Here is a 14,801-nt window from a genome sequence, read left to right on the forward strand (position 1 = left end):
CAAAGCATTGATAGGATAAGAATAAAAAAAAAAATAATTTAACTTGTTATTATATGTTTCTAAATATTAAAAATGTAGCATTATTTTTGATTTTCGGCTGCTCGGTAAGTAATTCTTCAGCTCAGGAGGTACTTAAATTAGGTACGAATCCTTATTCAATAAATGAGAGAGCTGCTCTTGATGTTGAAAGTACAAGTAAAGGGTTTCTTCCTCCTCGTATGACTAAGGTTCAGCGTAATGCAATAGTATCTCCGCCTCCAGGGTTGCAAGTTTGGTGTACGGATTGTAATGTATCAACAGAACCTGCCTCGGGGCAGCTTTGCATCTATATGGGGTCGGCTTGGGCACCTCTTACTATGACTACTACAGCAGTAGTGAAAACGGGGAGAAGAACAGATAGTTCAAATAAGCCAACACGAACTTCTACTACAGCTGTTACAATAAAAGGTACTTTAGTTGAGGTTAGTGGTGCACTTCCTACTGAAACTGGAGTTGTGTATATACCTATAACTAATGGTGATTTTGCCACTCTTCCGCTTCTTGATGCAGATGGAAGTGCCATTGCTCCTAATATGAAAACAACAACGAGTTCGGTTGTTACAACTGAAGGGGCGGCGATGTCTGTTCCAGTTAGTTCTTTGGGTGCTACTCCTTACTATTACAGAATGTATGCAAAAAGTTATTTAGGTATTGGTTATGGTAATCCTATGGTATTTAATGTTGCTAATCCAAGTTTTAGCGCACTCAGTGTTTCTAGTCCAACTGCTATAGAACCTACTTTTAATGGTATTCTAACTGTTAATGCTGGTACATTATCAGGAGCAGTTACGGAGTATGGCTACTATTCTGGTACTTCTGCAAGTCCTACAACTAATAAAGTAATTTTATCTACACCGGCACTTTTGGCTGATTTAAATGCAAAATTAAATGTTGAAACCTTTACTGCTAATCCAACAGTTACTTTGACGGTTCCTGATTTTAATACTGCGTCAACAGATCAACAGTATTTTAGATTTTATGTTATAGCTAGCAGTCAAGTAATTTATAGTAGCGATATTAGTTTTAAGCCAAATCCTGATGCTGTAACTGGAGGTTCTGCGATTGCTACTTTTACTAGTGCCGCTTTAAGCGGTGCACCTTTGGTGATAGGGGTGGATTCATCGGGTAAGAATATTGTAGTTACTTTTGAGGTTACAAAAACGGGTACTTATAGTGCTTTTACGGTAGGTGGTTCGATAGGAAATACCACTAATATAACTCTTGGAGGTGTATCTGGTGGCACATGGTCAACAACAGGTACTAAAACGTTGAATTTTCCTTTGTCAGGATATCCTTCTGGTGATATTGATGGTAGAGCATTTGCAGTTTCAAGAATACCAAGTGTTAGTACTGGTGTACTTACGCCAGGAGCTTTAACTGCTGGTTTAGCAGCTTGTAGTCGAGCGTATGTAAAAAGTACTATAGTCCCTGTTACAGGAAATGCCGGAAAGGTTTGGATGGATAGAAATCTAGGTGCTTATCAGAGTGCTACTAGTTCAACTGATCATCTTGCTTATGGTTGTTTATTTCAATGGGGACGTGATGGTGATGATGGTCATGCAAGTATTAACCGTGCTAGCGCTACAGGTAGTTCGGCTGTTAATGGTACAACAACTATGCTTTCTGCTGGTGACCAACCTACATCTTCATCTTTTATTATTACATCGGATCTTGATTGGAGATCTCCAAAAAATGACAACTTGTGGCAGGGTGTTAATGGGATTAACAATCCATGTCCTCCGTTATATAGATTGCCTACAATAACAGAGTTTAATGCGGAAATTAGTGCAGGATCTAAAATTACGTCTTTAGCTACTGCTTATAGCAGCCCTCTGAAATTGATAGCTGCTGGGACACGTACGGGGGATACAGGTGTTGTTTATGATGAGACAGTCTTTGGAAGTTATTGGACTAGTAGTGTAAATGCTCAATATGCAATACGTCTCCGTATTGATTCTTCAACAGCACTTACGGCTGCTATTGGTCGTGCTTATGGATTTTCTGTTCGTTGTGTTAAAAATTAATTTTTTTCTAACCTTGTATGTAAATTTAATGTAATATATAGTATAATATTTTAGTTTTTAAATTCTAATGTGATTTTGGTACTGTAAAATCTATTTAACTATAATTACTTTGTATTTTTACTTTTTCAGGTTATTTAAATTTAATAGACCAGTCATTTTTTTTGGCTGGTCTCTTTCGTTTTATAAGGGTATAGTTTGATTTTTTATTGGAAAGATTCATTAGTATAACTTACTTTATTTAAGCAAGTTTTTAATAGAACCTGACTTGTTTATAGTATTCAAATACGTTCGTGTATTAATGTATAATATTCTTCCAAATCCTGTTTTTTTTAGATATTCCGTAAACGCAATGTAAGATTATGCGCTTTTTAAATGTATAGAAAGTCATATAAATTGTTTCGCTTAGGGTATAGATAATTTTAGCTTGGTTCTGGGTAAAAGAATTTGGCTTCTTGTCAATTCTTCTTTACTGCTGGCAATCCATTGGTAAGGTTGTTGCCTTTCTGCCTTTCAGGTGTTTATTAGTTAAAATACGCTGTTTTTTTTTAAAATTTAGTGTATTCATAAACTTTTTTCTTTATTATTTAGAAAAATAGACGATCGTTTGCTATTTGATTTTTATTATCAAATTTTAAAAGCACTCCAATGTCACTATTGCGATATTAAAAATGCTACTCTTGATGTTGTAGAAAGCGGTGTTGGTCTTTCAAATATCATAGTATATAACTGATTTATTTCTTAAAAAATGGAGATGTGTTATTGATTAATAAGTGTTTGATATTGTTAGGTTTCAATGTTTTTTGTTTAGTGATATTTTTTAGGTAGTATAAAGATGTGCCTGATGTAAACAAATAGTAAAAACCGAAATAATAATAGCGATGAGGAATTTTTTCGAGCGTAATTTGAAACTACTATATTTTTTAGGATCTTAATTAATCTCTTTTATGGCTAAATAAAGCGTTTCAAATTGGAAGTAAGTTTAGGATGATTTTCAAGAATTTGTAATTCGATCTTTTAAACACTCAGAAAATTAGATTTTTTAAAGTTTAAGTAAAATTGCGTCGTGGCTCTAAATTAGCTTGATTTATTTCGGTTTGCGAACTTTTCCTTTTGTTGTCTTTTGCTTAGGGTAATAGCTATGTTTCTTCTATTTTTTTAGCAAAACATTATTGGAGTCTCAAGTATCAGTAATTTAAGACTATCGATAGAAAAACTTTGGTTTTAAGTATAATTTCGAATTGTTAATATCCTTGGGTTGTAAATTTTCGTCTGCATTGTTTATCGATTCGTGGTTTGTATTAGGCCAGTTTTATTGCCAAATAGAACGAATTCAATTGATATATAAATTAGTTTATGTATTTTTTTGAGGAATTAATAATTTAGTATATGTTATTTTTTTAACTTTTAATTTCACTTATGACATAAAATGATCCGATTATTTAATAACAAGGTAAAATAAATGTTAAAATAATAGCTTTGTTGAGTTCTGTATTTTTTTTTGAATCGTGATCATGATAAGCGATTTAATGATTTTTACTAAACGTGTCTGTTTAACTTTTAGCTTGCTTAGAATAAAGTAATTAAACTTTTAAAATTAAAATGATATGAGGCTTAGTTTGTTTTTTATTATAATCGTATTTCTCTCAACGAGATTTGATAAAATTGTCGCGCAGAACCAGAAAATTCAGGTTTCTGGGGTTGTAACATCTGTTTCAGAGAAGTTGTCTCTCCCGGGAGCTACTGTTATGGATGTTAGTGATCCTAGAAACGCTGTTAATGCTGATTTTGACGGGCACTATATTATTGCTTTGAAAAATGGTACTACTACTTTAAGATTTACTATGATTGGATATAAAACAGTTGACATAAAGGTAAATAATAAAAGTGTTATTAATGTGGCTATGGACTTTGATGTTTCAGCCTTAGACGAAGTTGTTGTGGTAGGTTATGGTACGCAGAAAAAAAGAAAAGTAGTAGGGGCTGTAGATCAGGTTAATAGCGAGGCTTTTAATGGTCGTCCCAGCGCTAATACTACATTGGCTTTGCAAGGAAAAGCCCCCAGTTTAACTATTCAACAGACAAATTCTGAGCCAGGTGCCGGACTAAATCTTAATATTAGAGGGGTAAGTACATTAGGTAATAATAGTCCTTTAATTGTAATTGATGGAATTGTGGGTGGTGATATTAATGCTTTGAATCCTGCCGATATAGAAAGTGTTTCTGTTTTAAAAGATGCGGGAAGTGCTGCTATTTATGGATCGCGAGCAAGTAACGGAGTTGTTCTTATTACAACAAAAAAAGGGAGCAAGGGAAAACCAATGACTCTTCAATATAGTGGTCTTGTTGGATTCAATAATTCTAAATTCTTTACAAATCCAGTTCACGGCTACGAAAACGCAATGTTGAGAAACGAAGCGGCTTACAATTCGGGTGAATCGACAGCGGTTTTTACCGCAGATAAAATTGCAGAATTGAAAACAAAAGGAGATACGCAATGGTTTGCAGAAGAAATTGTAAAACCTGCATTGCAGTTAAATCAGAATTTTTCGGTTTCAGGAGGTGGTGAAAATTCGACTTATCTTGTTTCGTTTGGGTATTTGGATCAGGAAAGTAATTTTGTTGGACCAAAAAAAGGTATGGAACGATATAATTTTAGAATAAATCTTACCAATGAATATAATAATTTTAAGTTTACTTCTACATTGGCCTACTCTAAACAAAAAATTAGTGATCACTCTTCGAGTACAAGCACTTTAATGGTCGATGCATATAGAGTTCCATTGTATTATACTCAAAAAGACGAAAATGGTAATTTTTTAACCAATGATGTTTTACAGCAATATAATTCATTAGGTATTTTAGAAAAAGGAGGTTTTAGAAAATATGATAATGATGATGTTTTTGGATCTTTTAATGCAGAGTATAAAATAACTAGTGGCTTAAAAGTAAAGGGAGTTTTTGGAGGACGTTTATGGTCAGGAAACTTATATGCGAGAACTATGCAGGTTGACTTCTTGTCGCAAGGTGTTTATGGAGCAGATCGCGATACCAATGAAGAAAATCAAAAAAGCCTTGACTTGAATACTCAATTTTTGTTGGAATATACTAAGACTTTTGGAAATCATAATGTTAATGGTCTAGTGGGTGTTTCGAATGAGAATCGTTCAGAAAGAAGATCGGCTTTGTATACGAAGTTTAATGACTACAGCTTAGGGACGCCAACAACTGAAACTGTTATAGGGAAAAATTCATTTACTTCAAATGGAACAGATTCAAATGGTAATCCAGCTTCTTCGAAAAGCAGTCTTAATTCTCTTTTTGGACGTGCAGGTTATGATTATAAAGATAAATATTTTGCCGAATTCAGTTTTAGATATGATGGTTCATCAAAATTTAGAGACGAGGTACGATGGGGATTCTTTCCGTCATTTACTGTTGGCTATGGACTTAGTAAGGAAAGTTTCATGGAAAGCTACAAAGACAATGTAGGAAATATTAAGTTAAGATCTTCTTACGGAATTCTAGGAAATCAAAACGTTGGAAACTACCAATATCAAACCACTTATTTTACTTACCAGAATGCTTATGGATTTAATAATAATGTGCAGAGTGGTACCGGTTTTAACTTTGCAAATCCTGACATTCAGTGGGAAAAAGCAGCAACATTTAATTTAGGTCTGGATGCTGACTTCTTCAAGGGAGCTTTGAGTTTTTCATTTGATTTCTTTGATAAAGTAACTTCTGATATTTTGGTTCCACCACAAGTGCCTGGGGTTTATGGTGCAGATCTGCCTGATTTTAATTCAGGTAAAGTTGGAAACAGAGGATGGGAAATTAGTGCAAGTTATCGTCACAAAGGTAAAACCGTAAAGCAAATTTTGACCGTGAATTTTGGAGATTCAAAGAGTAAAGTATTGAGTTTTAACGGGCAAGAGAGGCTAACTGGAGTTGAAGAACTTCAAGTTATACTTCGTGAAGGACTGCCTTTTAATTCCTATGTGGGACTAAAAAGAGATGGTTATTTTCAGAATGTTGAAGAAATTCAAGGGGCGGCAGTTCCAGAAGGAATTACCGTTCAACCAGGCGATAATAGGTATGTAGATTTAAATAAAGACGGTAAGATCGATGATAATGACAAGTTCGTTTTTGGAAATCCATTCCCTAGATATACTTTTGGAGCTACTTATAATGTTGATTATAAGAATTTTGATTTAAGTGTTTTTATTCAAGGAGTTGGAAAAAGAACGATGATGATTAGAGGTGAACTAGTAGAGCCTTTTCACTATAATTATGGTATGACAATGTATGCTCATCAATTGGATTATTGGACACCTCAAAATCCAGATGCAAGATATCCTCGTTTAGCTAACAATGGAACGCAATCAAATACAAATAACTTCCGAAGAGGTTCTGATATGTATTTGTATGATGGTGCTTATGCAAGACTTAAAAATGTACAAATTGGATACTCTTTGACGGATACTGTTGCAAAAAAATTTGGGATGAGTAAATTTCGTGTTTATGTTTCAGGACAAAATCTGCTAACCTTATCTAAAGTTAAGTTTGTTGATCCAGAGCTTTCGGAGTTCAATAATAGTATGTCGGCTTCGGGTGCAAATAGTGGTAGAGCTTATCCATCTCAGGTATATTATGGAATGGGTATTGATGTCAGCTTTTAAAAAAAAAAGAAATAAAATGAAAAATATATTTAAACAAATAAAGTTCCTACCAGTAGCAGCACTTTTACTATTGTCGAGTTGTGAAGATCTTGATCTTGTACCTGAGAACCAGTTTACAGATACTACTTACTGGACAAGTGTAGAAAAAGCACAGACTTTCCTTAGTACGGCGTATTCACAAATGCAGAACAGTGAGTATTTCTTTTATAATGAAGCACTTTCGGATAATGCTTATAACGGTAGAGGAGACAAAGCCGGTGCAGCGTCAATAGGTGCAGGTTTATATGATCCGTCATTATCTAGAATTAAAGATGAGTGGAAAAATCGTTATGCAGGAATTAAAACTTGTAATCTGATTTTAGAGAATATAGATCGTGTACCAAATGCTGATGCTGCTATTATTGGAAGAATTAAGGCTGAAACACGTTTTTTAAGAGCTTTTCAGCATTTTCAATTAACAACTTGGTTTGGGGATATTCCGCTTATAAAGAAGGATCTTTCTTTGGAAGAGGCCTCAAGTCTATCTAGAACTTCTCATTCAGAAGTAGTTCAATTTATTTTGAGTGAACTTGATGCAATTATTACAGTTTTACCAAAGAACACACAACAAAATGAGGCAGATAGAGGTAGAGTTACAGTGGGAGCTGCTGTTGCATTAAAAGCTAGAGTACTTTTATATGAAGGAGATTGGGCAGGAGTTATACAAGTAACAGAACAATTTTTAGCAAATAATTTCGGACAGTACAGTCTTTTCTCTTCTTATGAGGGATTATTTCTTCCACAAAATGAATATAATAGCGAAGATATTTTAAGCTTACAATATGTTCCTCAGTTTAGAATGTGGGGTGATTTTTTTGATATGGCACCCTTATCAAGTGGAGCTAGGTTAAATGCTTTGGCACCAACTCAAGAGTTAGTTGATAGTTATGTAATGTTAAATGGAAAGAAAATTAACGATGCAGGTTCTGGTTACAATGAAAACAATCCTTATCAGAACAGAGATCCGAGATTGACAGGTACAGTTGTTTACGATCAGTATATTTGGAAAGAAACAGACGGTTCTTCTCGTGTAATTTATATCAAACCTGGTTCTTCTCCAGGAAATGCTACAGACGAATTTGTGCAAGGTTCATCTGCAACTCCAACTGGGTATTATACCCGTAAGTATTATGATCCACAACACCTAACATCCTTAAACTCGGGGTTAAATTTAATGTTATTTCGATATGCAGATATATTATTGATGCATGCTGAAGCTAAGAATGAATTAAACCAAATGACAAGTTCGGTATGGGATAAAACCATTAGGGCAATTAGAGTTCGTGCCGGTTTTACTGATGGAGCAGCTTTAGGATTTAATAGTGCTTTAGGACAGGCAGATCTTAGAGAAGTGATTCGAAATGAGCGTCGTTCAGAATTGGGAATGGAAGGATTAAGAATTTTCGATATCAGAAGATGGAGAATAGCTGAGAAAGTTTTAAATGGTTATGCACACGGGGCTAAGTTCGGAGTTTCTTCTGTAGATAATGGTTATTTAAGAGTGAATCTAAGAACTTTTGATCCAAACAAACATTATTTATGGCCTATACCAAGAGATGAGCGCTTGATTAATACTAATTTATCTCAAAATCCAAACTGGTAAACTAACTTAATAAATATAAACATGAAAAATATAAACATGAAAAATATATATTCAAAATTACTATTATTAGTATGCACGATTTTCATTGTAGGATGTGATAACAACGATTCAATGAAACATACTAATGTGAGTGTAGTTAATACACTTTATTCACCAGCAAATAACAAATTTTTTGATCTCGGAGCTCAGAGTTCAGCTATTTTTGAATGGGAAGGTGCAAAAGCAGAGGACAATGGTGTAGTACTTTATGATGTTGTTTTTGATAAAGAAAACGGCGATTTTTCTAAGCCAATCTATACTATGCCATCTGATGGTAACGGATTTCAAAAAACTTTAAATGTATCTTTTACAGAGTTGAATAAAATAGCGGCTTTGGCAGGAATAGAATCAGAGGCAATTGGAAAATTGAAATGGACGGTTTACTCCACAAAAGGTGTAAATGTTCAAAAGTCTAAAGTTTCAGGAGTTTTTGAAGTACAAAGACCTGGTGGTTTTCCAACTCCAGACCAATTATTTATAACAGGTGCTGGATCTGAAAATGGAGAAACAGTTGGAGATGCACAAGCGTTTAAGAAAGTGGGAGCAACTTCATTCGAAATTTATACAAAACTTAAAGCAGGAGCTTACAAATTTATTTCTAGAAAAAATGGTACTCCTGAAGTTTTTTACATCAGTGAAGGTAAATTGAAACAAGACGGAGCAACTACTTATGCAGGAGAAAGTAAAGTATACAAGTTAAAAGTCGATTTTAGTGACGGTTCAACTACAATGACAGAAATAAAAAAAATAGAATTATGGTTCCCGCCTCTTAGCCAATATTTATTTGAATATACTTATGCAGGTGGAGGGATATGGAAAGCTACCAACAAAGCAATAAGCTTTAAACAAGAATCATGGGGTAGAGATGAGCGTTATAAATTTAAGTTTACAGTAGTAAACGGTACAGTAACAACAGAAGAATGGTACGGAAGTATCAATGGAGATAATAGCAGGCCGGATGGTGCAAATGTCTCTGCTTCATACTGGTATATGGTTCCTGTAAGCGACGATTTTTGGAACAACTGTTTTAAATTTGCTTCGACGGTGGATAACAAAAATGTAAATGCAGAAATTAATTTTAGTGCAGTTGCACTCTCTTATACACATAGTTTTACAGCTTTATAAAATAACCACAACGTCTCTTAAAAAGATGTTTTTTTGAGAGACGTTTTTAAATGAATATTATGAAAAAATTATTTTCAATTCGCTTTATTATCCTATCATTATGTTTTGTAGTATTGGGGTTGCTGACCATTTCTTGTGATGATAATCCAGTTCCATTACGAGACTCCAACAGTACAGATGGAGTTGATTTTAAGTATACTTGGGCACAAACTGCTGATTCTTTGCAAGCGACCACTTATAATGTATACTTAGGAACTAACGGAACATTTATTGAAAACAATACGGGAAAAGGCACTTTCAATTATTGGCCTAACGCACATGTTTTGGATGTTTTTGTAGATGGTTTTTTAAGAACTGGAAATGAAAATTATAAAACAAGAATGAAAGCATTGCTTCAAGGTATTAAAATTAAAAATGGAAATACTTACAATAACGTTTTTAATGATGATATGATTTGGCTGGCAAATTCTTGTCTGCGTGCTTATGATGCAACAAAAGATCAAGAGTATAAAGATGTTGCCGATTATATATGGGGAAGGGTAAAATTAAGCTGGAGTGATGTTTTGGGTGGTGGGATTACTTGGAAACAAGATACTCCTAAACAGAAAAATGCAGTTTCAAACGGCCCGGCTATAATTCTTGCCATGAGATTGTATGAAATCGATAAAAAATCTGATGATTTGGAGTGGGCTAAGAAAATTTATGCTTGGCAAAAAAATAATCTTGTGGACCCCTCTTCTGGAATCGTTTGGGATAATATTTCTGAGGTAAGCGGGGTAATTACAACTAATAAAGACTGGGTTTTTACTTATAATATGGGAACTTGGATTGGAGCTGGTTTAAGATTGTATAAAGCTACAAACGAGCAGGTATATCTTGATGATGCAGTAAAATCTGGAAGAACAGTTTTAACTAGTCCAAGACTTCTTTCTGAAGGACTTCTGAGAGATGAAGGGCAAGGAGACGGCGGATTGTTCAAAGGTATTTTAATACGTTATTTTACAGAGTTGGCGGAGCTGTCAACAATCAATTCAACAGATAAAGAAAAATTTGTAGCCTTTCTTAAATTTAATGCTCAGACATTTTATAGAAAAGGAATTTTAAGAACAAATATGTTTTCTGGAAGTAATTGGAAAGTTGCACCTGCATTAGGAGGTAATACAGATCTTACAACACAATTAAGTGGTGTGATGCTAATGGAGGCTGCAGCTAAGTTGGAAAAAGATGGGAGTTTTTGATTTGATGATAGAGCTTTTTTAGGGCATAATTAAAATCCAAGTATTTAGTTTTGAGATTTTAGTCGAAATTTCAGATTGAATTGATTTCTTGCTCTAAATTATCTTTTAGTTTTTTGAGTCTTGAAAAAACTTTGAATTAATTAAAAAGTAATTTTACTGTTGTTTGTATGAGACAAACGGTAAGACTGTTTGCTGTTCTGCGAAATGTTTTCGTAGCTTCTGTTACCTGATTTGACTGAGAAAAATGGAACAATCAGTAAATTGAGAGCTGAATTGTTGGATACTAAAGACATCAAGATGTTTTTAGGTTTATAGTTTTAAAAACGATGTACATATGCATTATTTTTCTCTGGAGTTTCATTACTTTATTCCCAATTTTGCTGCAATTGATATTAGTTATTTGATAAGCACAAGTTTGTTTGTATTACTATACTTGTTTATTTATTTTGCGAAAGCAGTCTAAAGGAATGGGGCTTGAACTTGACGATGAGATGCACTTTTATTATTCATTACTATTGAATTGTTATCCGTAGTTAGATCTAAAGTAAAGCAACATATTACGACTGATTTTATGCATGTGCATTTATTAAACAATACTGAATTTACAAGATCATGATTTGTATGGTCTAGTGTGTTGTTCTGGATTTTTTTAGTGTATTTGTCATAAAAAACAAAGACTGGTTTAATTTAAATTTTGTTATCTTTTACTTATGAAAATAATAGTTGAATATTTTTTAAGAGCATTTGTCATTTTACTTTGTGGACTAAATTTTTTATGTGCACAAGAAACATGTTATAATCCTAAGCAAGGTAGATATACTTCTTTGGTGAATCCGCTTATAGGTACAGCTCCTTTGCTGGATACTAGAATTATTGGATACGTTCCTCCAGCTAATTTGGAAGTATGGGCTGGTTTGGTTTTCCCTGGCTCTTCGCTGCCAAATGCGATGGTTCAGTTAAGTCCCGTAACAGAATTTGGTACTGGTGCAGGTTATAAATATGAAGGTAAGAACATATTTGGATTTGCACACACTAATAAAGGGCACTGGGATTTTTGCCATATTCCTATATTGCCAGTTCCAGATGGAGGAGGATCCATAGCTGGATCAGATCATCCTTTTGGGTCTTCTTTTAGCCATGATCAGGAGAAAGCTAGTCCTGCTTATTATGAGGTATGCCTTAAAGATTACAATGTTCATGTTAAGTTAAGCTCAACACTTCATTGCGGAATTCATGAGTATACTTTTAAGAATAATAAAAAAAGGAAAGTACTTTTTTACTTGGGTAAAGCAAACCATGGTGTCGATAATTGGACAATTAAACAAGAAGGAACTAATGCGGTTAGTGGTTTTCAGCAGACAATAGGTCAGAAAATTTATTTTTATGCTACTTTAAGCAGTCCGATAGAAACAATACAATTAGAAAAATTAGGACAAAATGACGGATATTCACTCGTGACTATTAAAGATATTGATAATAAACCAGTTACACTTAAGATTGCATTATCTTACGTAAGTGTAGCTAATGCTATAGAAAACTTAAATTCAGAAATTGGAGATAAAAATTTCGAGGAGATTTTTCAAGAAGGTAGTGCGGTTTGGGAGAATCTTCTTTCAAAAATTCAAGTAAAAGGGGGGAGTGCTCAGCAGAATATAATGTTTTATAGTATGTTGTATAGGTCATTTCTGTGGCCGGCTCTTAGAAGTGATGTTAATGGTCAGTTTACAGATGATTCTGGAAAAGTAAGGAAAGAAAATTATCGTTATTACACACTACCTTCACTTTGGGATGACTTTAGAAATAAGCTTGTTCTGTTAAGTATTTTTTCTCCTGATGTAACTTCAGATGTAATTAGTTCAATGATTAATACAGGGGACATTAACGGTTATATACCTACTTTTTTTCATGGTGATCATGGGGCATCTTTTATTGCTGGTTCTTATATGAGAGGTATACGAAATTTTGATATTGCTAAGGCCTATAGATTGTTACTGAATAATGCATACCTTCCTGGTAATGAAGAGCCAAAAGATACCAGGTGGAAAAGAGGAAGAGAATATTTAGAGGAATATATTAATAAGGGCTTTGTTCCAGAATTGTATGTTTCGAATCCTAATACATATACTGATAATGCTACATCAGGAGTAACAAAGACTTTAGAATATGCTTATGATGATCATGCTCTTTCTTTATTGGCGAAAGAGTTGCAGGATACAGAACATTATAATGATTTGGTAGCTCGCTCAAAAAATTATGTAAATGTTTTTGATAAAAGCACTACTTTTATGAGAGGTAGGTTAGGTAATGGAGCATGGGTGACCCCATTTAATGAAGAGCTTCCATATTTTAAATATATGTATAGAGAAGCAAATGCATGGCATTTATCATTTTATGTTCCACATGATATGCAGGGATTGGTTAATCTTTATGGTGCAAGCAAATTTGAGGATAAGCTAGATCTTTTTTTTACCAAAAAATGGAATCCAAATTATGCTTTTGCTAATCTATCTGGATTTATAGGGCAGTATTGTCATGGAAATCAGCCGGATCATGAGGCTCCATTCTCTTATTATTTTATTAATAAACCTGAAAAGTCTCAAAAGTTTATAGATGAGATATTAGATACAATGTATGGAATTGGCGACGAAAAACTTGCAATGTGTGGCATGGATGATGCTGGTGAAATGTCTTCATGGTATGTGTTTGGAGCGTTAGGGTTGTATCCTCTTTCACCTGCGGATCCTGAATATATTGTAACTGTCCCTATTTTTGATGAAGTATTATGGATAACGCCTTCTGGAAAAGCAGTTACCATTAAAAATCCTAATAAAAAAAGAAGTATGGAAGCAATAAAAGTAAATTCATCTAAAATTAACAGTTATTTTATTTCACATGATTTATTTTTATCTGGCGGTGAAATTGAAATTACTACTAAATAATTGTTATAATCTCGAAGTTTTTTGTAATCAAATAGTTTTTTTAATAGCAGCTTTTTGTAGAGTAGTTAAGTGAAAGTTTTATATTGTTGTTTATCTATTTATAGTTAAATCAGAATATGAAAGTCTGTAATTGGTTTACGTAGATGTAAAAGAACATAATTTAGCTAGGACTTAATTAGAATATTTTACTCAAGAGTTAACTGCTATAAGAGTATTATTGAATTGAACTACAATGAAGCAACAACTTGCAGAAGTTTTTTTATAAATTGTTAGAGTATGGAAAACTCGTTGATCATTGTGAATTTCATGGCTTAAATTATAAAAATTTTTGGTACTAATAACCAAAGATGTTAATGCTAAACACCCGAAGATAATTTCTGATTTTTTAACATCTTGTAATCCTTCTGTACTTGAAAATAAAAACATCTTATTGCTTTATGTTTGAAATCAATAAAAAAAAAGTGATACTTTCAGTTTTAGTTGTGATTCAAAAGTAGTTTTTTCGTATAATATTTGTCACGGTGTTTGTATTAATTTTTATAATGATAGTTCGTGAATCTGATGACTCTTGTGCATTTTGGCGGTCCTAGATAAGTTTTTAAGATGTATTTCATTTTATGATATTATATACAAGTGATAAGTTTTATAATGTGAAATAGCTTGTAATTTGCGTTTTCGAAGTATTAGTATTGTTTTAACTAATTAGAGAATGTTTTTCTAAAACCTTTTTTTAAAAATTATATGATAGTTAATAAAAGAAAGATTATGCTTGGCTTATAACTAGTGATATAATGGAACTATAATCAAACTTTCGGATATGATTTTTAGAGCTGATTATTTTTTTTAAAATTCAATACTGTATTTCTTTTTAAGAAGTTTTCATTTTCGATAAGTGAACTTATTTCTTTTGTTAATATAATGCTTTGTTCATATAATGCTTTCCATTCTTCAAAGTCATCTTTCGGTAGATGTTCTATTTGAAAATTTTCTAAATTATTTTTTTTTAATACGTTTCTCATTCGATCTTGTAGCTTTTCTCCTTTCTTTAAAAGTTTGAATATATTTTTATCATCCAT

Annotated in this window: 7 protein-coding genes; 6 read left to right on the forward strand and 1 reads right to left on the reverse strand. The window is 33.2% G+C overall.

Features of this window, described 5'->3' with window-relative positions:
- Positions 1–53 precede the first annotated feature (53 nt).
- From ACHRVZ_RS15585 to ACHRVZ_RS15610, 6 genes are all read left to right on the forward strand, one after another.
- Positions 54–2,063, forward strand: coding sequence for a hypothetical protein (locus ACHRVZ_RS15585; RefSeq protein WP_395423635.1), 2,010 nt, complete (start codon positions 54–56; stop codon positions 2,061–2,063).
- 1,604 nt (positions 2,064–3,667) lie between these two features.
- Positions 3,668–6,742, forward strand: a complete 3,075-nt coding sequence (locus ACHRVZ_RS15590) for a SusC/RagA family TonB-linked outer membrane protein (RefSeq protein WP_395423637.1) — start codon at positions 3,668–3,670, stop codon at positions 6,740–6,742.
- A 16-nt stretch (positions 6,743–6,758) separates the two neighbouring features.
- The gene (locus tag ACHRVZ_RS15595; protein WP_395423639.1) at positions 6,759–8,384 is read left to right on the forward strand and encodes a RagB/SusD family nutrient uptake outer membrane protein; all 1,626 of its coding nucleotides are present in this window, start codon (positions 6,759–6,761) and stop codon (positions 8,382–8,384) included.
- A gap of 36 nt (positions 8,385–8,420) precedes the next feature.
- Positions 8,421–9,548 carry a SusE domain-containing protein gene (locus ACHRVZ_RS15600; RefSeq protein WP_395423640.1) on the forward strand — a complete coding sequence of 376 codons (1,128 nt, stop codon included), beginning with the start codon at positions 8,421–8,423 and terminating at the stop codon, positions 9,546–9,548.
- Between the two features lie 59 nt (positions 9,549–9,607).
- Positions 9,608–10,786, forward strand: coding sequence for a glycoside hydrolase family 76 protein (locus ACHRVZ_RS15605; protein ID WP_395423642.1), 1,179 nt, complete (start codon positions 9,608–9,610; stop codon positions 10,784–10,786).
- A 710-nt stretch (positions 10,787–11,496) separates the two neighbouring features.
- Positions 11,497–13,725, forward strand: coding sequence for a GH92 family glycosyl hydrolase (locus ACHRVZ_RS15610; protein ID WP_395423643.1), 2,229 nt, complete (start codon positions 11,497–11,499; stop codon positions 13,723–13,725).
- An 824-nt stretch (positions 13,726–14,549) separates the two neighbouring features.
- On the opposite strand, the gene ACHRVZ_RS15615 is transcribed toward ACHRVZ_RS15610, so the two are convergent.
- On the reverse strand, positions 14,550–14,801 hold the full coding sequence (locus ACHRVZ_RS15615) for a hypothetical protein (protein WP_395423644.1): 252 nt from the start codon (positions 14,799–14,801) through the stop codon (positions 14,550–14,552).

It is taken from the genome of Flavobacterium sp. FlaQc-57 (genome assembly GCF_044007395.1).
Classification (GTDB): domain Bacteria; phylum Bacteroidota; class Bacteroidia; order Flavobacteriales; family Flavobacteriaceae; genus Flavobacterium.

Excerpts from the sequence above, each read along its gene's own strand:
- ACHRVZ_RS15615 (WP_395423644.1), bottom strand. The coding sequence starts at position 14,801 with ATGGATGATAAAAATATATTCAAACTTTTAAAGAAAGGAGAAAAGCTA.
- ACHRVZ_RS15605 (WP_395423642.1), top strand. The coding sequence starts at position 9,608 with ATGAAAAAATTATTTTCAATTCGCTTTATTATCCTATCATTATGTTTT.
- ACHRVZ_RS15595 (WP_395423639.1), top strand. The coding sequence starts at position 6,759 with ATGAAAAATATATTTAAACAAATAAAGTTCCTACCAGTAGCAGCACTT.
- ACHRVZ_RS15610 (WP_395423643.1), top strand. The coding sequence starts at position 11,497 with ATGAAAATAATAGTTGAATATTTTTTAAGAGCATTTGTCATTTTACTT.
- ACHRVZ_RS15585 (WP_395423635.1), top strand. The coding sequence starts at position 54 with ATGTTTCTAAATATTAAAAATGTAGCATTATTTTTGATTTTCGGCTGC.
- ACHRVZ_RS15590 (WP_395423637.1), top strand. The coding sequence starts at position 3,668 with ATGAGGCTTAGTTTGTTTTTTATTATAATCGTATTTCTCTCAACGAGA.
- ACHRVZ_RS15600 (WP_395423640.1), top strand. The coding sequence starts at position 8,421 with ATGAAAAATATATATTCAAAATTACTATTATTAGTATGCACGATTTTC.